This window comes from Nostoc sp. 106C, assembly GCF_002154725.1.
Taxonomy (GTDB): Bacteria; Cyanobacteriota; Cyanobacteriia; order Cyanobacteriales; family Nostocaceae; genus Aulosira.
Genome location: NZ_MTAW01000055.1, coordinates 1 through 21,454 on the forward strand (window position 1 = coordinate 1; position 21,454 = coordinate 21,454).

The 21,454-nt window shown below is 40.1% G+C and carries 13 protein-coding genes; 9 read left to right on the plus strand and 4 right to left on the minus strand.

All coding sequences use genetic code 11. From position 1 onward, the window contains the following. Positions 1 to 2,481 (minus strand): caspase family protein (locus BV375_RS04965; RefSeq protein ID WP_086757914.1); only part of this gene is annotated, 2,481 nt, incomplete at its 3' end. Positions 2,482 to 2,550: 69 nt separating this feature from the next. Between BV375_RS04965 and BV375_RS04970 the strand changes: the two genes are divergently transcribed. Next, positions 2,551 to 2,886 (plus strand): CU044_2847 family protein, encoded by a 336-nt coding sequence (locus tag BV375_RS04970; RefSeq protein WP_086757917.1) that lies wholly within the window; start codon positions 2,551 to 2,553, stop codon positions 2,884 to 2,886. A 381-nt stretch (positions 2,887 to 3,267) separates the two neighbouring features. On the opposite strand, the gene BV375_RS04975 is transcribed toward BV375_RS04970, so the two are convergent. After that, complete coding sequence (locus BV375_RS04975; protein ID WP_086757920.1) at positions 3,268 to 3,864, minus strand: transposase; 597 nt, start codon at positions 3,862 to 3,864, stop codon at positions 3,268 to 3,270. Positions 3,865 to 4,400: 536 nt separating this feature from the next. Continuing rightward, positions 4,401 to 4,874, minus strand: a complete 474-nt coding sequence (locus tag BV375_RS04980) for a hypothetical protein (protein ID WP_086757922.1) — start codon at positions 4,872 to 4,874, stop codon at positions 4,401 to 4,403. A gap of 190 nt (positions 4,875 to 5,064) precedes the next feature. Here BV375_RS04980 and BV375_RS04985 point away from each other — a divergent pair, with 190 nt between their 5' ends. The 8 genes from BV375_RS04985 (at position 5,065) to BV375_RS05020 (ending at position 20,327) form a co-directional block, all read left to right on the plus strand. Beyond that, positions 5,065 to 7,485: a GH116 family glycosyl hydrolase gene (locus tag BV375_RS04985; protein WP_086757924.1), complete on the plus strand. Its 2,421-nt coding sequence runs from the start codon at positions 5,065 to 5,067 to the stop codon at positions 7,483 to 7,485. Between the two features lie 1,082 nt (positions 7,486 to 8,567). After that, entirely contained in the window at positions 8,568 to 9,617 is a 1,050-nt protein-coding gene (locus tag BV375_RS04990) for a hypothetical protein (protein ID WP_143841995.1), read from the plus strand. Between the two features lie 1,106 nt (positions 9,618 to 10,723). Next, positions 10,724 to 11,005 carry a hypothetical protein gene (locus tag BV375_RS35770; protein ID WP_143841997.1) on the plus strand — a complete coding sequence of 94 codons (282 nt, stop codon included), beginning with the start codon at positions 10,724 to 10,726 and terminating at the stop codon, positions 11,003 to 11,005. A 290-nt stretch (positions 11,006 to 11,295) separates the two neighbouring features. Then, on the plus strand, positions 11,296 to 11,688 hold the full coding sequence (locus BV375_RS05000) for a HetP family heterocyst commitment protein (protein WP_086757931.1): 393 nt from the start codon (positions 11,296 to 11,298) through the stop codon (positions 11,686 to 11,688). Between the two features lie 2,288 nt (positions 11,689 to 13,976). Next, positions 13,977 to 14,579, plus strand: a complete 603-nt coding sequence (locus BV375_RS05005) for a helix-turn-helix domain-containing protein (RefSeq protein ID WP_086757940.1) — start codon at positions 13,977 to 13,979, stop codon at positions 14,577 to 14,579. A 21-nt stretch (positions 14,580 to 14,600) separates the two neighbouring features. Continuing rightward, complete coding sequence (locus tag BV375_RS05010) at positions 14,601 to 17,648, plus strand: peptidase domain-containing ABC transporter (RefSeq protein WP_086757933.1); 3,048 nt, start codon at positions 14,601 to 14,603, stop codon at positions 17,646 to 17,648. A gap of 125 nt (positions 17,649 to 17,773) precedes the next feature. Then, positions 17,774 to 19,333 (plus strand): HlyD family efflux transporter periplasmic adaptor subunit, encoded by a 1,560-nt coding sequence (locus BV375_RS05015; RefSeq protein ID WP_086757935.1) that lies wholly within the window; start codon positions 17,774 to 17,776, stop codon positions 19,331 to 19,333. A 202-nt stretch (positions 19,334 to 19,535) separates the two neighbouring features. Then, the gene (locus tag BV375_RS05020) at positions 19,536 to 20,327 is read left to right on the plus strand and encodes a peptidylprolyl isomerase (protein ID WP_086757936.1); all 792 of its coding nucleotides are present in this window, start codon (positions 19,536 to 19,538) and stop codon (positions 20,325 to 20,327) included. A gap of 312 nt (positions 20,328 to 20,639) precedes the next feature. On the opposite strand, the gene BV375_RS05025 is transcribed toward BV375_RS05020, so the two are convergent. Continuing rightward, positions 20,640 to 21,311 (minus strand): hypothetical protein, encoded by a 672-nt coding sequence (locus tag BV375_RS05025; RefSeq protein WP_086757938.1) that lies wholly within the window; start codon positions 21,309 to 21,311, stop codon positions 20,640 to 20,642. Positions 21,312 to 21,454: the final 143 nt, after the last annotated feature.

Consider the following 21,454-nt stretch of genomic DNA (forward strand, 5'->3'; position numbering starts at 1 on the left):
ATGACCGCGCAAAGGTTCAGCTAAGGGCTGACCTTGGAGATTCCACAACCGCACTGTGCCGTCACCACCGCCACTGACAATTGTCTGCCCATCGGCGCTAATGGCGACAGAGGCGACATCATCTTCATGACCACGGAAGGGAATGGAGACTCTGGCTTTATTGGTCACTCGACTCAAGCTGTTTTGAACTGGTGCGAGAATCTGCTGGGGTAGTTTCTCTTGATTCTCACCCATAGTTTGAATGGCCAGCACTAGACTTTCTAGGGGCTGGACTGTCAATAAATTCTCTACTCTGGCAGCTTTCTCTCGCAGCCTAGATTCTGTAAGTGCCATTTCCAGTTCGGCAGTCCAGCTTTTTTCGTGGTTGTCGCTGCGTTGGTAAAAATCTTCATCTTCTTGCGGTGATTGTACATAAGGCTGCAATTGTTGCCAGCTATCTCTCACTTCTGCCAGCAGTCCGCCTTGGATAAAATATTGTTCACTCTTGCCCTTATTGCACCATTCCCGTCGGCTATCTGCTAACCTGTCACTCAACCGCCGCAAGTCTCGGTCTTGTTGTCGCCACTCTCTAAACGTTTGCCAACCTTCAATTAAGGCTTCATGGGCTAAATCAATCCAAGCTTCTCCTTTTTCATCTTTCCCTGTAACCAACAAGCGTCCTTTAACTAATCCCGCTTCCCCATCTAGTAATTCACTAAGTTGTTCCTGTTGATTGGGGTCATAACCTGCAATATTTAAGAGTGTGGCTTTTGGTTGGCGCTGTCGGGTGTCTTTTTCCCCTTCTCCAGTCCGCACTAATCGCAGAAAAATCAGCCTGATCCATTCTTTTTCCTGCTGAGTGCGTTGTTGAGTTGGGGATTCGTCCTCAAAATCTGGGTAGTCATAAACCTTTTGTGCATGGAGATTTAATGCCCCAGCTAATTCTCCCAATTTTTCATATTGCTCTAGGGTAAGTTGATGCTTTTTTTGGTCGCGTTTATCCCAGAGTTTAGTTAAGGCAAACTCCAATAAGGGCAAAAATCCAGGTTCTTGTTTCACATCTTGGAGAATTTTTAATAGTAGTGCTTCTTCAACACTATGACCCTGAAGTTTTGCTGGTTCGGTGATTATTTCCTTTAAATCAACTCCGGTTAAAGGTGGGATAAAAACAGCCTGGGTTTGAATTAGGTGATGCAGAGAGGAATAATGCAAACAGGGTTCAAGAAAATCTGCACGCATGGTAATTACAACTGCTAACCGCGAATCGGTAATGTCTACTACCTGAGTCAGCAGTTCGATAAATCTTTGCTTTTCTTGCTGGCTAGCACCGCCAGTAAATACTTCTTCAAATTGATCGACTACTAGCAAAAATTTTACTGAACTTGGGAGATTTTCGAGAATTGCAGCTACATCATTAATCTCATTTTCAATCAAATCTTTAAGCAGCTTCTCTTTTTTAGCGCCTGGAAAAAACTTTTGAAAAGCTCCTCTCAACTTAATTAAAGGCTCAAATCCTGGTTTGATTGGATCTAAAACTTGCCACTCACTTTCATTTAATTGGGGAATTAAACCCGCCAACACCACGGAAGATTTACCGCTTCCTGATGCACCAATGATGGGAATAAAATTAGCCTGAGTGAGTTTTTGCTGAATTAAGTTAACTACTTTTTGCCGACCAAAAAAGAACTTGGCATGTTCTTTGTCAAAAGCTTGTAATCCTCGATAGGGACATTCTTCACTCACCACCCCAATCGCTACCTGATTGTTTCCTGGATAAAAAACCAGAGGAATCGATCTACCACCGCCCATGTAAATTGCTTCTTGTCCGCTTCCCTTAAGTTCCCGCGATACAAAACTCATCAAGTCGTTGGCGTTGACTTCCCCTGTAGTAACATCAGCTTTATCTTGAGATAATCCTTTGATGACTGCTTTGGTGAAAATCCCACCTTCAGCATCTTCCCTAGCTCTTTCAAATGCACGGGAGGCTGTAATTAAGCAGTAGTCTTGTTCTCTGTTGAAGACGGGAAAGCTCGATCTGATGAAGCTTCTTTCTAGTAAGGAGCCAGCATAACAGCAATCTAACAGTACCACCAGGCTGCTGAGTTGAGATTTGGCAATTAAGGTGTTTAAGTCATCAAAGGCGATCGCATTTTGCCCATCTTTATGACAATCTGTAGTAGCCAAATACCCTTTCGGTTCACCTGTGAGGCTGGGTGCTTCAAATCCATGTCCTGCAAAGTAAATCAGCGCCTCGCTACCTTTGGCTTTCTCCAGTAAAAACATCCTCAGCGCTTGACCGAGTTCTTTACCCAGTAATTTTTTCTCAGCAGTAACTTGCCAGCGATTTTCACTCTCGATTAGCTTACCAGGTAACGGCTGCACATCAAACCGACCGTGTTCTTTTAATAGCTGTGCAATGTTTTCGGCATCGTTGACGGCTTTTGGTAGGTTAGTGATGTTGTCATACTTGGCAATGCCAATTACCAGGGCATATCGAGCCATATCTCTGTGGCAGTCATTTTTACGTAATAGTACTAGAATAACAACCAAAAAACTAACTGAGGCTACCAAATGTCAGAAGTACAAAGGCTGATTGTCAAAGATGGCGATCGAGAGTACGAAATCTATGTGGAATCTAAGGAAGTTGTTGAGGTTCCAGAAGATGAGGAACCAGGATATCGTGATATTTTACCAACGGTAAAAATTCAAGAATTTCAGAGTAAGATTCGTGATTATGCCAAGTTAGCTGTCGGGGCTTTTAAGAATATACCCGACGCGGAAGAGGTAACAGTTAAATTTGGGATCAAGCTGGGTGGGAAAACGGGGATTCCGTTTTTAACTGAGGGTTCGGCGGAAAGTAATTTTGAAATCGAGGTTAAGTATAATTTGGGGCAGAAAAAGCCATAATTCGAGGCGTTCTACATATTTATTATGAGGGCACGGCAATGCCATGCCCCTATAATGTGTTGCGTCTTAATGTGAATTGATATTTATAACCAAACACATGATTTTTGATTAAAAAGGAATATCGAAAAGGTAATCTAGAGATAAATAACGTAGGGGCAAGGCAATGCCTTGCCCTCCAACCCATTTCGCATCTCAACGATAAATAATATTATTTTTCCCGATATATATTACCTGTGAATAATGCTAATTAATATCAAGGAGATGACAAACAAATTCTCGGTTGTACTGCACAATTCTCTGAGGGCATGGCAATGCCATGCCCCTACCATGTGTTGCGTTTTAATACAAATTGATATTGATGAGATAGTGCAGTATTTTTAATCAGAAAGGAATATCGAAAAGGTAATCTAGAATATCAGAATTATGTCGCGGGTTTTCTGGATCGTCTGCCCAACGCTGGGGATTATTGACAATATATTCTCGGATGTTATCTATAGATTTTTGTTCTCTACCAATGTGTTCGTAAAAATTGCGTTGCCAGATTGATTGTCCTTTGGTTTGCCAAATTATATTAATGCGTTTGCTGACTACGCTTTTATAACTACCAATAACTGTAGAAATAGAACCGCGTACAGGTTGACCGAATTTTTCTGTGTTGTGGTTGGGATGTTGGTTGAGGGCAAGGCATTGCCTTGCCCCTACGGGGTTGTCGGTGATGATTAAGATGCCGTGGATATGGTTCGGCATGACTACAAATGTATCTAATTCAATGTGGGGAAAATGTTCGGGTATTGTTTGCCAGCAGTTGAAGGCAATATGACCTAAAGAATTTAATTGCATTTCGCCATTAACCACATTACCAAATAAACATTGCTTTCCTTTAGTGCAAATGGTGATGAAATATGCACCGGGTTGGGTGTAATCATACCCTTTCAAGCGGATAGAATGCCGATGATGTTTTTGTGGATCGTAAGGCATGATTTTCTATATTTATTTCAATCGTTAATTTTTGCCTTTCTCCATATAAATAACGTAGGGGCAAGGCAATGCCTTGCCCTCCAACCCATTTGGCATCTCAACGATAAATAATATTATTTTTCCCGATGTATATTACCTGTGAATGATGCTAATTAATCTCAGGAAGATGACAAAAAAATTCTCGGTTGTGCTGCACAATTCTCTGAGGGCATGGCATTGCCATGCCCCTACGGAAAATATTTGTGGTAGCGTAAGGTTGCAGATTGGTAAAGATGGGATGGGAAGGGCTATATTTGTCTTTTTTTCACCATCATTCACCCTTGGATATCGGCTGTTGCACCCCAAAGCACGAGCGATCGCCTTTTTTTCACCATCATTTACCTTTGGATCTCGGCTGTTGCTGTTCAGAACTTCAAGTTTCGTGTTCCGATCTCGAAATTCCGAGTTCTGAACTCGGAACGCCGAGTAATTTACTCCAACATCCGAGTTTTGATCTGCAACGTTGCACCTTGGAAGTGCAACTACCGAGTTATTTTCTACAAAGCTGCTGTTTCAGGCTTGGGCTTCCGAGATCTACGGGCGAACCTTTGCCCCATTTCGTCAACTACTGTCTCTAAACCACCGCCTTGTCCACTAGCTTTGGCATAGTTATACACCTGCAAGGCGGCTGCATAGGCTTCACTACCCACCGCCAGAAATGTATCATCCACCAATTCTTGTAATTGTGACAGCGACAGCAATACTGGATACAAAGCCTCAAACAACTGTACATCTTTCCGCATTTCTTCGAGGTCAAACGATCGCGGTAAAAACTCTGGGTTCTGTGTGGCTACTTCTAATGCTTTGCTAACAAAGGCGCGACTTTTATCTCCCATCTTGGGTAAAGCTTTGCGCTCCTCGTTAGTTAAATCAATCAAAAATGGTAGCTTTTCTTTAATGGTGGCAATCGCTTGCAACACCTCATCTCTCTCTGATTGCTTTAGTGTTGCACTAATTGGGGTTGTGGACATAGAAATTAGTCTCCCGTATGTTGCTTAATTTTAGAGTGCCCGCATATACAAGTTGAATTTCAATACTTACTAATAAATATTCTGAGTTTAAAGGGTGAGCGATCGCTACGTTTTTAACTCGTTTTACTTGAGAAAAATCACACATCGCGCTAGGCTTCCTTAGACTAACCGCACGCTGTATAATCAGGCGATGACAAATCTGCTCTCCTCCGTAATCCCCTCTTACACTTGGAATCGTCCCATTGGTCTTGGTTGGGATAAGCCTTACACTGTCCGCTACGCTAGCAATATTGATGATGGCCCTTGGCATGGTATGCCTTTAGGTGGCTTTGGTGCTGGTTGTATCGGGCGTTCTTCACGGGGAGACTTTAATCTCTGGCACATTGACGGAGGAGAGCATACTTTTAAGAATATTCCCGCCTGTCAATTCAGCGTGTTTGAGTCTAATGGCTCATCTTCCCAAGCTTACGCTTTATCTACCCAAGTACCAAAAGACAGGAGTCTAAGTGCTTGGCGATGGTATCCAGCTAGTCAACAAACAGCAGGGACTTCCCACACGGGTACTTATCACGCGCTATATCCCCGTAGTTGGTTTGTCTACGAAAATGTCTTGCAAGCACAGTTAACCTGTGAGCAGTTTTCCCCCATTTGGGCAAATAACTATCAAGAAACTAGTTACCCAGTAGCTATATTTCTCTGGAATGCCCATAATCCAACGAATGCACCTATTACTCTTAGCATCATGCTCACGTGGCAAAATATGGTGGGCTGGTTTACGAATGCTTTAAAAGCGCCTGAAGTGAAGATTCGGGATGATGGTAGTCCCGTTTATGAATATCAACCGCGCTTGGGTGAGAGTCAAGGTAATTACAATCAATTAGTGGAAAATGACCAATACTTTGGTTGTTTTTTATCGCGAGTTAATAGTGATGCACCTGTGCAGGAAGGCGATGGTAGCTGGTGTATCGCCACGCTAAAACATCCCCAGGTGGAAGTATTTCAGCATACGCGCTGGAATCCGGTTGGTACTGGTGAGGAGTTGTGGCAAAGCTTTGCAGCAGATGGTTCTTTGTCAAATTATGTTGATGCAACTCCAGCAGCAGATAATACACAAATCGGGGCTGCGATCGCTCTCCGCTTTACCCTGCAACCAGGAGAAACTCTAGAAATTCCCTTTATCTTAGCTTGGGATTTTCCGGTAACAGAATTTGCTGCCGGAATTAACTATTACCGCAGATATACAGATTTTTTTGGGAGAAGTGGTCAAAATGCTTGGGCGATCGCATCTACTGCTCTAAAAGAATATCAAAGTTGGCGATCGCAGATTCAAAGTTGGCAGCAACCCATTCTCGACCGGGAAGATTTACCCGCTTGGTTTAAAATGGCTCTATTTAATGAGCTGTATGACCTCACTAGTGGTGGTACTCTTTGGAGTGCAGCATCAGAACTTGATCCCATCGGTCAGTTTGCGGTGCTGGAATGCTTAGATTACCGTTGGTATGAAAGTTTAGATGTGCGATTGTATGGTTCTTTCGCCTTGCTGATGTTGTTTCCAGAACTAGAAAAGTCAGTGATGCGAGCTTTTGCAAGGGCGATTCCCCAAAATGACGATCATCAACGCATTATTGGCTATTACTACACAATTGGCGCAGACACTACAACCGCTGTTCGCAAAGTCGCAGGCGCAACACCCCACGATTTGGGTGCACCCAATGAACACGTCTGGGAGAAAACCAACTACACCTGCTACCAAGACTGCAATTTATGGAAGGATCTGGGCAGCGATTTTGTACTGCAAGTATACCGAGATTTTCTGCTCACAGGCGCTGATGATGTCCAGTTCTTAGCAGACTGCTGGGATGCTATTGTCCAAACCCTCGACTACCTGAAAACTTTTGATCTAGATGGCGATGGGATTCCTGAAAATTCCGGCGCACCAGACCAAACTTTTGATGATTGGCGGTTGCAAGGTGTCAGTGCATATTGTGGCGGATTGTGGTTGGCAGCTTTGGAAGCGGCAATCGCAATTAGCGAAGTTTTACTCGAGAAAAACCTTGGCGGACTTGATAACTTGGCAATGCAAAAATCCATCTATGAAGCTTGGTTGCAACAATCTTGCTCCATCTACGAAGAAAAACTTTGGAATGGGCAATATTACCGCTTAGATAGTGAGAGTGGTTCTGATGTAGTGATGGCAGATCAATTGTGTGGACAATTTTATGCACGATTGTTGGGATTACCAGATATTGTAGACAGCGATCGCGCCCTCTCTGCCCTAAAAACTGTGTATGATGCTTGCTTTCTCAAATTCCAAAATGGTCAGTTCGGTGCTGCAAACGGTGTTCTTCCCGACGGTTCCCCAGAAAACCCCAAAGCTACACACCCTCTAGAAGTTTGGACAGGTATCAACTTTGGACTGGCAGCTTTTCTTGTACAGATGGGAATGCAGGATGAAGCATGGCGCTTAACACAAGCTGTAGTGCAGCAAGTTTACGACAACGGGCTACAATTCCGCACACCCGAAGCCATCACAGCATCTGGTACTTTTCGTGCCAGCACTTATCTACGGGCAATGGCTATTTGGGCAATTTACTTAGTTATTGCTCAGTAGCGCATTGAGAACTGGAAAAGACGCAAAGGGTAAGGGGGAAGTATTATCTCCCTTGCTCCCTGCACCCCTACCCTGCGGGAACGCTTCAGAGAATGGGTGACGCTCCTGCGTCGCTACCGCTTGTGCTAACGCCACTTTGCCTACCCTGCGGGAAGCCGCTCCGCGTCTACGTGACGGGAAACGGAGCCACTGCGTTGGGCGACTGTGCCGACTTGAAGCATGTGGCGTCCAAGACGGCAAGTGGACTCATTTGCTTCCTTGCTGGTTATCCCAATTTCCAGCCTCTATGTGTATTAATTTTTGATTAACTAATCTGAAAATTGCAACCAAATATACATAAAAATAAATTTATACGTTTTATTATTTGCGTTTCCCAGCCTACTTTACTTGTAGCTGAAACAGTAAGTATTGATATATGTGATTTTATTTTCCGGGTGTTTCAAAATTAAATGGAAAACATAAGTAATACCAAGAAAGATGCTAAATATTAAAACCTCAAGACTACTGTTTTAACAAGATTTAGCATCGCTATCTCTAGTCATCTAGATTACTAATCTCACCAATTTTATGTTCACAATTAACAATTTTTACTTGAGCCAAAAATTATTTTTACTATTCTTTTGTAAAAATAAATACTGTAAATACAACTTTTTACTATAAAAAATATTCACTTTTCATGTATGATACAATTTTAACAATTTATCTATATGTGGCTGTGACTACAGCAAGAAGACAGTAAAATCAATGGTTACTGATTAAAGAGTCAGTCAAATTTGTTAAAGTATACAGTGCCTATTGATGACTGTAGTCCAAGTTGTCTAGGCAGGTATCAGCAGTTAATAAGAACTCTGCTGAAAACATACATGGGTGTTGCTAGTAATTTTTTTTCTAAACTTTCACTAACGAAAAGCTACTGAAAAATGATAACTCAGCAATTGGTAATTAAAACCACAAATAATTGCATTTTGCAGAGGCTGTTGGAATGACAAAATCCAAACAGTTAAGAAATTAATAGCTTTTTGTACTGTAAGTATTCACCTCATTAAAGTTAACTAAATTACTAAAAAACCCAAAATTTAGCCATGAACTCCTCTTCATCGTTAAGAGTTCAGGGAGATATGGAATATACAAATAGCCAGCAGTCTCCCACTCAAAAAGCGGCTACCCCAAACTTGTTGAGGGTAGTTGCAAGGGATACGAACCCAGTATCAAGCTTGAGTCAAGTTTTGGTGTTACGGGAATCCCAACTAGATGTGGAACTGACTAGCTATGGTTTAAACAGGAAAATTGAAGATATCAAAATTCAGAATTTATGGGTAGGTGAAAGTTGGAGAGAGATTGGTGTTACATTAGTAGACGCGATCGCCCAAACTGGCTTACTAGTTTATCACCTATCTCTAGAACGCTGGGAATTACTTAAGGATCTAGCGCCTCAGTTATTTCCCCCCAGATGTAAGCAATTAGAAAAGTTACAGGGGGAAACAGCTATTAGTACCTCTGATAAAAAATTTGAGAATCAATTGCAAGTATCCCCAACAGGTTTGCTGCAAACTTCTGCTTTAGTGACTCTTTTGTTGACCCAGGTTATTCTTAATCAATTTATACATCTAAAAAGTTTATTTACCCTAAATATCTTTATTGTTAGCTTCGTAGTCTGGAATGCTTGGCAAATTGCCTTAACAGCATATAGACCGTACTTGCTGGATTATTTTGGGTATTTTATTTTTCATCATGTTCCCCAATATTGGCAAACTCAGCTGAGCTTGGTATCGCAACAGTATTTTTCGTTTTCAGCAAATCTATATTTCAACCTAGCAGAAGCACACAACTTGATTGCAACGCTGCTTTTAGCTGAAAACAGCCAACTAACAGATAAGTATCCAAGAATTTTAATTTTAGATGAACAGACAAGTGCATTATATGGACATTCAGAACAACAGTTTCAACAAAACTCAGCTTGCATTGAGCGGGAGGATACCACCGTGATCATCTCTAACACTCCAGTATCTGCTATGCCGACTTTCATACTTGTTTCAGACCGATGTATCATTTTGGGAAAAGAGTTTTATAAGAAACTGTTAGCAATGAACAGTTTTGATTACGACTCATATCAATTACAATTCAATATGTAATCTCCCTTAGGTAAATTTGTTATTCATCAAGAGAACCGCAACCTTTTTTACCTAAATTTAGCGCTTCTACTGTTGAAGATAAGTCTTTATTGTTTTTAATTTAAAGCCTAATTTTCTGTATTAAAGTGCTAATTTTTTTTGCTAAAATACTATTTTGGATGTTATTTTAGCTGTACTTTTTATAGTTTGTATATCATAACATAAAACCGTAAATCTGACAAATTACTATCTTTGTCTTATTACTAAACTTCAAGCTATATTGCTAAGAAATATCGTTGTATACATCAAATACATAAAGCCTGTAAGCTTTGTTATATAAGCAGTCTCGACATTAATAGCGAACTACTATCATCCAAATATATAAAAATAATTTTCAATAAGCAGAATGACTTTAAGTTTTTTTAATAATATCTACACTACAATTTTTTTGTTTTTAAACAACAGAGTTAATGGTAAAATTTCTTAGTAAGCCGAAGTATATGAAAGTTCCAAATAGATTTTTGCTGAGGGGTGTTACCCCTCAGCATTTATGAAATACATAAAAAAATGCAAAGTTGTACAATACATAAGTAGATATCACAATGAAATCAGGGAATTTAACTTATAAAGCTACTATTTTGGTGGATGACATTAACGGCAAAAATATAGTATAAATAAAAATGTTGTTCTTGATCATCAAGGATACAGAACTTTTCTTTACTAACTTAAAGTCTATGTAAATTTTCTCAGTAACTCCTAAGAAGTTAGTATTATAAAATACGCAAATCTTATCAGGGAAAGTAATTGAATTAGGAGTTAGAAAATTTCAAGAGGACGAAACTGCATCTACCAAGAGCCATACAGAGACTTTTTTCTGCCAGTCATCTGAAATAACAAAGGGTAAATTTTTACCTGACGTTAACTGCCAAGCAAAAGCAGCCTCTTCCATAAGTACTTAGTACCGCCTAGTGAGGACTGTGCAACTTGGGAGAGTATCTGAAGAATTAAGGCAAAGCGGTAAACAGGCTTGCTTCACAATAGTCAAGTTTCCGAATAAAGGTCAGCTCATGGAAAGAATAATCAGGCTAAATGCAGTCGAAACCTCAAGCCAACGGAGCAGTTCTAAGATGAAGCTTTATAATTTGCACCCTCAATACCATCTTGCTCCTGAGAAAGTATCAATTTATGACAGTGCTGTTTCTCTAACAACGGCAACCGTACCAGAAACAGCTACAAACTACCACCACAGAAGATGCGGAGGGGAGCCACTGCGTTGCAGAGGTTCTGACACAGATAGGGTGAGACAACGCTACCTAGAGAAATCCCAAGGTGGGTTGTTGAACTTGGTGGTTGAAAACCTGTTCAGCGTACTCCAAAGGAGAACTCGCAGCGTAGTACTTCTCAAATAGTGGGGTAATGCAGAGGGTTACTGGTGTCTCCCCAGCAGAGCGAGTGGTCTCAAGCAAGCAACTTCATTTGTCAGGAATGGCAAAATTTGCTCAGAATTTTTGATATTTCTGTTTGGGACTGTTAATAGAGTTGTGTTTTTCAACAGCATTCGCTACTACTGCATTGCCGATATCTTCCTTCAGCTAATTCAGCAAACGCAAATAAGCTAGAGCAGTTTGCTAACTTCAACTTAAATTTCAAAAACCGCCGCAACTAAATTGGTTTACCTTATTACCAGACAAATAACACTATGAACCAAGATATTTCTACCATTAGTAGCAAGTTAAAAAACTCAATGCATCCTGAACAGTTTGACCAAGTAGTTGAAGCGATTCTTGCAGGTAAGTATTCATGGGCATGTGTTTTAATGCTACGCTTTGCTGGCTATAATCCTTTACATTACATTCCTTACCGCACATACAATCGATTGCTCAAAGAAAACTCTCTCATGAGTCGGTCTAACCACCAGCAAAATTCGAGCATGAACTTGGCCAAACAATCTTCCGATCAGAGGTCTGATACTAATATTTCTTCAAGCTGCTTGAGTAAAATTAAGGACTTGGCTTATCTTGAAGTTGTTGGCAAGCAAAAAGCAGAAATTCGTGATAGTCAGGAGCAGTGGCTGACAAAGCAAGTTCAATAATATCGAGCAATGAAATCAGAAGTAAAACTAGAAATTTATCTAGATTCTTCTTTGTGTTTCTGCCGATTTAATTAAATAGACCTAGATTAGCAGTTCATTTAGTAGCTGTCTGTTTGCCATGCAAATTAATAATCTATAGCACGGCAGGTTTATTATGCTGTTTTGCTGTTAAATGGACTGCTTGTAAAAATCCAGCCTAAAGATTGCTTTGTGATTGCAACCTCAAAAACCCCTAATTTTAGCGTCCTCCCCTTTAGGAGGACTGCTCTTTGCTAGCTTTCAACATAGATATTTAATTTCGCTGCTAGTGTGATCCACAATTGTAAGTTATCAAGGATTATAATTAAACCGTATAAAGGCTTCTAAAAACAATATAAATTACAACAAAATTTCCTATATAACTGAGTGAATACTCAGCCAATTTATATATAATTGAAGTTTTTTCAAATAAGTACCACTTTTTTATTTTCATAAAATCTGCCAAATTGGCAAATATTGATCGATAAAATTTTATAAATTATAGATGCCAACTGAAACAGAGATTATTGACTAGCTAATTTTATGTGCAGGAACAAAATTAATGATTAGTTCCAATCATGAAATACACCAATCTAATTGGTGAATCAGTCAACATCTCATAGAATAAATAACTTCAACACTAAGACTAACCCTCTAATTGTTGCTGCTGGTGGTTCTTTTTCCAAACAGCTTGAGCTTAAAAAACTGAGAGTGGTGGCTTTCCCCAATCCAGACTTTGAATTGCTCCTACCTAGTTTGAGATGGTGGAACTGTGGTTAGTATGACTTTAGACCAAAAAGCTCATATTTAATACTATTAGCAAACGTGGAAATTGAAAAAGTGACAATTAAATCGTAGTCAGTGTTGATGGAACTTATAGCTCTTACGCTTCTATAAACGACTATTGTAATCCTCGTCCTCCCAACCAGGATTATAGCGGTTTTAGAAATTAGCAATTTATATCATCAATACTGGAAGCTAAAAAACTTAAATAGCTTCCAGTTTTTATTTATCAAAAAATACAGATTTTAAGGTCATTCAGGTTCATAAGATTGGCAGCGCTACTAAATCTTAATTCAACCATTTATTAACAGCCTCTGCAATATTAAAATAGTGAGTTAGCAAGTTAATTCTGTGAAAATTAAACTTTTATAACTTAAGATAGATGTATAAATAACTATATTGTGATTAATAATCATGTATATTTTACGTCTAAATCTATCCTAGCTGTAGGCGCATTTTAAAAGTTTAGGACTTATACATTGACAGCAAATCCCAAATATGGTTTATATTTTTGCGCCATTCAATGTTGATTTGTTGATGAGCTTTTAGCAATGTATACTGATCAAAACATGATCGAGACAAGCCTAAAAACACCTAATTTAGGTAATGCACAAAATAATAAATTTGTACAGTTCCTAAATCTTAGTATTACATTTCTAAATAAGTTTTTTTTAAATAAAATTTATTATTGATAGTCATTAATAAAACTTATTTAATTTAATTAAAGATTTGATGAAGTCAGTATAAATTTCTAGTAAAAATGTAAAATTTTTTGAATATAAGCTTGACTAAATCAGGGAAATCTAATATTTAAAGAAATAGTGTGTTCTTTGTCATGGTAAAGTATTAACTGACTTTATCGTTATAAATCCTTTTTTAAAAAGTTCTGGATTGAGAAAAAATCTACTTTTTCTGGGCAAAATTTTGTGATCGACGTACTCTAAAGCTAGCTTGTCAGAAAAATCTGGCTTTGCTTATGATTTCTTTCAATTCCTAACTGTCATAAATAATTTAAAAAAGGGTTTCAACAATTAAACTCAAGGAAGCTAAATCTCTAGCAATTAATGGTATTTATCAGGGGACATAATAGCTATGCTTTCTGGAGATCTTGCCAAGGTATCTTTTTGTCATTTGCGAACTCACTACCGTCGCAGATTCCTCAAGAAGAATTTAATAGAAATTTTATATCATTTGCAAAAAGGAAAAATAACTAGATGTAATTCTCTCGCCTATTTCTTATTGCCTAACTTCATTAATGCTAGCAGTGCGATTTATAAACAACGCTAACCGGGAATGCATCCCTAGGCTTTGACAAACCTAGGGAAAAAACTCCCGGCTTAGTTGCACATTAAAGTTAAGTAATTAATTAGTCTTGCAGGACTAATTAACTACGCAATTGTGAAACCTTGGATGTCATGATTCAATCACAATTGCAGCGGACAGCTTTGCCCACATTTTTAACAGTTGAATGCAACTGGACAATGATTATGTCATACTATTTTAGCCAAGACAAGGCGGTTGATAGTGCCGCCACGCCAGAAAGCAGGTTTTTGACGCCTTTTCAACGAAAAGCTCTGCTGAAGAATTTGCAAGCAGATTTACAGCCAGAATATCGTCGTCGGATTGAAATTATGTTGCTAGCAGATCAGGGTATGTCTCAAACCCATATCTGCGAAATATTAAGTTGTTCTCAAGAGATGGCACGATACTGGATTGCTGTAGCAGAAGCAGGTCTAGCGCACAAATGGAATGAGCGACCAATTGGTAGACCGAAGACTGTTAATCATCAATATCTTGAAAAGTTAAAAGAATTAGTGAGTCGTAGTCCGCGTGATTATGGTTATGCATTTAGTAGCTGGACAGCTCAATGGTTGAGTAAACATCTTGCACAGGAATTTAGGATTGAAATCAGCGATCGCCATATTAATCGCTTACTAAAGCAAATGGGGCTGTCAACCAAGCAAAAATCCTCAAACCAACAAGCAATTGACCCTTTAAAGGATGCTGGCATTAGAATTTGCGACTTGCAATCTAACAATGCCCAGTCGAATTTTCCTTGGTCATTTAATTTGAAACAGACCAACCACTAATTCAGTCTTGGAGATGAGGAAATGCCATCAGTATTTTCACAAGCACAGCTTGGTGAACAGCTTACCGTTGTCTTGGGTGAGAAGCTAGAAGATAGAGAACTGCAAAGCTGCTTGGCGGCGATGGAAATTGTGGAACCGCCGATAGCAAAACAGTTTTGGCAAGCAACACAAGCAAAAGCCGGAATTTATTTAGTTTTGGCGGGTAAGGTGCGATTGCTGGATAGTGCGGAGAACTTAATTACTACCCTCTCCCCAGGTGCATCATTTGGTGAATTGACTTTATTTCCTGAAGCGAGTTTGCAACCATACTCTGCCAGATCTTCTGTAAACTTAAAGCTTAGCTATATCAAACAAGAGACATTGCAAGCTTTGATGGGCAAATATCCCAGCATCCGCGATCGCCTCTTTGATCGTGCAGAACGTTGGGATTTACTCATGTTGTGTCGCCAAAACTCAACCGGAAAAGGCAATACATCTGTGGAAGATATGCTCAAAGCCTTAGCTTATTTCTCGCGACACCATCTGGAGATTGGTTCAGTACCAGCCAAACTAACCGCAGAAACTCAGCTATGGGTAGTGCGTCAGGGAGAATTACGACATTCTGACGGTAGCAGATTAATACCCGGCAATATCTCTGCTATGAAACCAGGTAGTTGGCAAGCTACGCAACCAACGATCGCTTACAGTCTCAAGCATACTGATTGGCAAACAGCACTGCAACATTGGGGACAATTAGCAGAATTGATTGAGTTAAAAGAACCCATTGTAGAAAAACCCGTAGCGATATTTACCAATACCAACAGCAACGTTATTTCTTTCCCTTCTCAGATTCAGGCACAAAAACTGCAAAGAAAACGACGTGCTTACTTTCCCAGTCCCAAAGTCAGATTAGGGCATTGGTGGGGACGCCTTAGCAAGCGTTATCCGTTCTATCAACAACAAAGTGCTTCTGATTGTGGGGCGGCTTGCTTGGTCATGATTAGCCGCTATTGGGGTAAACGATTGAGTGTCAATCGCTTGCGGGAGTTAGCTAACGTTACCCGCGATGGTGCCTCACTGCGGGGTTTAACAGCAGCAGCAGAAAGCGTCGGTTTTACTACCCGTCCAGTGAAAGCTAGTCTTGATAAATTAGCACAACAATCTTTGCCGGCGATCGCTCACTGGGAAGGCAAGCATTACATAGTCGTCTACGAAATCACTAAAAAACAAGTAATTGTAGGCGATCCTGCCATTGGCCAACGCAACCTTAAGGTTGCAGAATTTAAAGCAGGGTGGACTGGTTATGCTTTATTATTGCAACCTACCGCCCTACTAAAAGAAGCTCAAGAAGCGAGTTCAGGATTCTGGCAGTTTTTTGATTTAGTCAAACCTCACACTACAGTACTGCTAGAAGTGTTCGTGGCTTCTGTGTTGATTCAGATATTGGGATTGGTAACGCCGCTATTCACTCAGTTACTTTTAGATAGAGTCATTGTCCAGGGTAGTACTCTGACCTTAAATACCGTTGGTTTCGGTTTGCTGATTTTTGGTTTGTTCAGCGTCGCTATAAATGGGCTGCGGCAATATCTGCTGGATCACACCGCCAACCGCATCGGTGTATCGCTGATGGTAGGTTTTATCAAACATACCTTCCGCTTGCCCTTATCTTATTTTGAATCGCGTTACGTTGGCGATATTGTTTCCCGTGTCCAAGAAAATCAGAAAATTCAACGCTTTCTTACCGGAGAAGCACTGTCTATAAGCTTGGATTTGCTGACAGTATTTATTTATGTAGGGTTGATGTTTTGGTACAGTTGGCAATTGGCATTGCTGTGCTTGACAATTGTGCCACCATTCTTTTTACTAGCACTAATTGCAACGCCTTTTTTGCGCCGCATTTCCCAAGAGGTGTTTACTGCCTTAGCCCAGGAAAACAGTTATTTAATTCAGAGTCTGACAGGAATTAGCTCAATTCGCTCAATGGCCATTGAACAGACAGTGCGCTGGCATTGGGAAGAACTTCTCAATAATTTGATCAAAAAAACATTTAAAGCCGAGGTAATTAGCAACCAACTACAAATTTTTAGTTCTACCATCCAAACTTTGGTAACTACAGGTTTACTGTGGTTTGGTGCCTCGTTGGTAATTCAAAACCAGCTGACCATTGGGCAATTAGTCGCTTTTAATATGTTATTAGGTAACATCATCCGTCCTTTCCAGCGGCTCATAGTCTTGTGGAACCAATTGCAGGAAGTGATAGTTTCGACAGAACGGATTAATGATGTTTTAGAAGCAGAACCTGAAGAAGATTTAGAACATCAACCCCGGCAGTTGTTGCCTAGGCTGCGTGGTCATATTCGCTTTGAGCAAGTCACTTTCCGCTATCATTCCGAAAGTGAGATTAACGTCCTCGAAAATCTCAGCTTTGAAATTAAGCCTGAGCAAACAGTGGCCGTTGTCGGGCGTAGCGGTTCGGGTAAAACAACCCTCTCTAAATTAGTTTTGGGTTTATACCCGGCGACAGATGGCAAAGTCTTGATTGACGGTCAAGATGTTACTAGTATTTCCCTGCGATCGCTCCGTTGCCAAATTGGTGTGGTGGATCAAGATACGTTTTTATTTGGCGGTACGATTCGCGAAAACATTAGCATTGCTCACCCAGAAGCCACTTTAGCAGAGATTATGGAAGCGGCAGATTTGGCAGGAGCAGACGAATTTATTAAGCAATTACCAATGGGCTACGAAACCCAAATCGGCGAAGGTGGCGGGATGTTATCTGGTGGACAACGCCAAAGATTAGCGATCGCCCGTGCTTTGTTGGGTAATCCCCGTTTATTGCTTTTAGATGAAGCCACTAGTCACCTTGACTCTGAATCTGAACGTATCATCCAGAAAAATCTCAAAACCATACTTAAAGGGCGTACTAGCCTAATTATTGCTCATCGACTCTCCACGGTACGTAATGCTGACCTGATTTTGGTCTTAGATCGTGGCTTATTGGTTGAAAGCGGTACTCACAATCAATTAATTGCTAAAAAAGGTCATTACTTCTACCTTAATCAGCAACAGTTGGCGCAAGTTGAGTCTTAAATAACTATCATCAACTGCGTACACCAACACGCATGAAAATTTTTTTCATTGTTCAATAGACAAGAATCTAGTAGATTTCTAAATTTTGAATTGTTTTCCCCTCTCTTCACTATGGGTAACAAGCTATGCCTGATCCATCTTGGAATTCATCAACAACATTAACTACATCTAATGAAGATGCCGCTAAAAACTACTACCAATCTGAAGTTGTAGAAGATGCTACTGAGTTTAATCATACAGAAACAGCAAATGAGACTAATGATTGGTCTCATAGCACAGAAGAACTTTTAGATGCCTTACCAAAGCGTTGGACGCACTCTTTGCTATACTTTTTGATTGGGTTTGCAGCAATTAGTTTACCTTGGACGATGCTTTCTAAGGTTGATGAAACTGGAAGCGCTAGAGGGCGTATAGAACCTAAAGGAGCAGCACAAAAATTAGATAGTGCAGTTGCTGGTAGCGTGACTGCGGTGAAGGTGAAAGAAGGTCAAACTGTAGCCGCAGGACAAGTTTTAGTCGAACTCGAAACTGGTGTTTTGAGAACCGAACTCCAACAGGCGCGAGCGAAGTTAGAAGGACAACAAAATCGCCTAATGCAACTAGAGTTACTCAAAAACCAATTGGAACTGTCGATTCGTGTCCAAGAGCAACAAAACCAATCCCAAGAGTTAGAAAAGATTGCCCAAGTTAATCAGGCGCAGCAAAACCTTGATGGAAAACAAAGTACTTATAACTTACAAAAATTAGAAAAACAGGCATTAGTTAATCAGGCGCAGCAGCAGATTAGTAGCGCTCAGAATGACCAAAAGTCGGCGCAAAGTCGTTTAAGTATAGATTCTAGGCAAGTTTCACGCTTTAACCAAATTGTCAAGGATGGCGCGGTTTCTGAAAACCAAGTCGATCAACTCAAAAAAGAAGAACAAGAAAGCAAACGACTTTATGAAAAAGCCATATCCGATATCAAACAAGCCCAATTGCGTTTAGCTGAAGAACAAAGCCGTTATCAAACAACAATCAGTCAGCTTGAGTCTGATATCAAGCAAGCAAAACTCCGATTACAAGAAGTACAAAGTAGCTATAAGAGCTTACTGCAAGCTGGAAAACTAACTGTCCTCAAAAGTCAGGAACAACTCAAAGACTTGCAAACACAAATTGGTGTACTGCGAGCAGATATCATGCAAAGCCGCAGTCAGATGATGTCCTTAAAGCTTCAGTTAGAGCAACGAACATTGCGATCGCCTGTTGATGGTACTGTTTTTGCATTACCCATCTCCAAACCTGGATCAGTAGTGCAATCTGGGCAGATGGTTGCTCAAATTGCACCTAAGAATACTGCCTATGTACTCAAAGCCCAGATGCCCAGCCAACAAAGTGGTTTTTTGAAGAAAGGAATGCCTGTAAAAATCAAGTTTGATGCTTATCCATTCCAAGATTATGGAGTTTTAGAAGGTCATGTTAGCTGGATTTCGCCTGATTCCAAAATTCAGGAAACTAACCAAGGAAAAATAGAAATTTATGAGTTGGAAATTACCCTTAGTAAGCCTTATATAGAATCAGGAACTAAACGGATTTCTTTAACACCTGGACAAACAGCTACAGCAGAAGTAATTGTGCGACAGCGTCGAGTTATTGACTTTGTTTTAGATCCATTTAAGAAGTTGCAAAAAGGAGGATTAGAATTATAATATAACTATTACTTAATTGTTTTGTTTTAACAGTTAGCTAATAATTAATTTAGGTGCAATTTTTTATGATTATTGCGCAATAAATATGCATTATTTAGCATTGCTAAAAATTAAAATAAGTAAGTAAAATATGGTGTATCTGCCAACAAATTTAAAGATTATCTCCACATAAATAAGCTTGAATAGCCTGAGGAATTAGATTATGGCTAAAATTTTAACTGTTTCTAGCACAGATATTTTTCATCATGTCAAAATCAGTTGTCAAATTCCTAGTTTGTTAGAAGCGATTGCTACTCGCAAAATCATTGCCGATGCTGCATTAGAGGCGGGTATTGAAGTTGATCAAGAAGAAATTCAACAAGCAGCAGATAGCTTGCGGTTAAGCAACCAACTTCTTAAGGCAGAAGATACTTGGGCATGGCTAGAAAAATATCATCTTTCACTCGATGACTTTGAAGAATTAGCTCAAACTAATTTAATTTCGGCAAAGTTAGTCACTCATCTATTTGGAGATAAAGTTGAACAGGTTTTTTATGAAAACCAACTCAACTATGCTGGTGCTGTCACCTATGAAGTAATTTTAGATGATGAAGGCTTAGCGTTAGAACTATTCTATGCCTTGCAAGAAGGCGAAATGAATTTCCAAGAAGTTGCCCGTCAATATATCGAAAATCCCGAAATTCGTCGTGCTGGAGGATATCAGGGAATTAAACGCCGTAACGATTTCCGAGCGGAAATAGCAGCAGCAGTATTTGCTACTCATCCACCACAACTTCTCAAGCCGATAATTACCGCCAAAGGAGTGCATTTAATTTGGGTAGAAGAAATCATCAAACCTGAATTAGATGAGCAACTGCGCAGTATGATTTTAGGAGATTTATTTACTGCTTGGTTAAAACAACAACTTGAGCAATTTGAAATTGTGGCGCAACTAGATGTGAATAGTAATTATCACAAAGAAATGATCAAGCCAAAATCATCACAAGCCGCATAGAACCGATAAATACATGAGGTAGGCACACACAGATGTCATAGGTGTCAACTTAACGTGAAACCCTTGTCAAGGCGTGATTTTGAATTAAATCACTTACCATTACGATTCGCGTCACCCCACCCCAGTTTTGTCTAAAGCCAAAACTTACCCTCCCCGCAAGTGGGGAGGGGTAAAATGCTTGTGAGATAAGCGTTTGAGCTTAAGTTGATCCCAATGCACATCTGTGAGTCTCTACAGATGATTGATGTGTTGCAAAGATTTTTTAGTATTGCCTAATTTGCTGCGACAAAGTTAGAGTTTCTCCAAGAGACATCAGGTTAATGTAAAGTCACCAGAAGAGAACAGAGCCAGATTAGCAGGATCTGTTTGATTGGTTAAATTGCCAAGAACGCTGATTGCACCGCCGTCGCTTAGATCTTGGGAAAACACAACGCGGGAAAAGCCTAGAGTAGTGTTGAAGTAGACAAACAAACCGCGATCGCTTGTGATTGCATTATTATCTGCGATCGCTTTAGCAGCCGCAGCAGCATTGGGAAATGAGTCTAGCAGCACCAGTACATTACTATTCCCAGCTAAATTGCCGCTATTTCCTTTCTGGAAGTTGAATATATCAATACCTAACTGCTGCTTTTGAAATGCTAAATCATCTTCGCCAATTTGGTAGTCGGTAAGAATATCAGGCTGATTCAAAACAGAGATACCGTTAGCAGCTAGCGTTGGCGAACCCGCAGAGAAGGGGTCATCAGAGAATAAGAAAGAATCTTTACCTTCCCCACCAGTCAGCGTATCTATGCCACGACCACCTGTAAGCAGATCCCTGCCAGAACCACCGTTAATACTGTCATTACCATCACTACCATCGATGATGTCATCACCTCCCAGACCATTAATGATGTCGTTACCCCCTAAACCTACAAGGATATCGTTAGCATCGGTACCGTTAATAGTCTCGTTAGCCTCAGTAGCCAGTAAAATTATGGTCATGATTTTCCCCTGATAATCCAATACAGTTCAGTTAAGAAAATTCATTGACAACAAAGCTCACAAATAATTAGTAAACAAAAAACCGAATAATTATTTTGGAGGGGGCTTGGGGGACGGTTGCGTCCCCCAATCGGGGGTTTGGG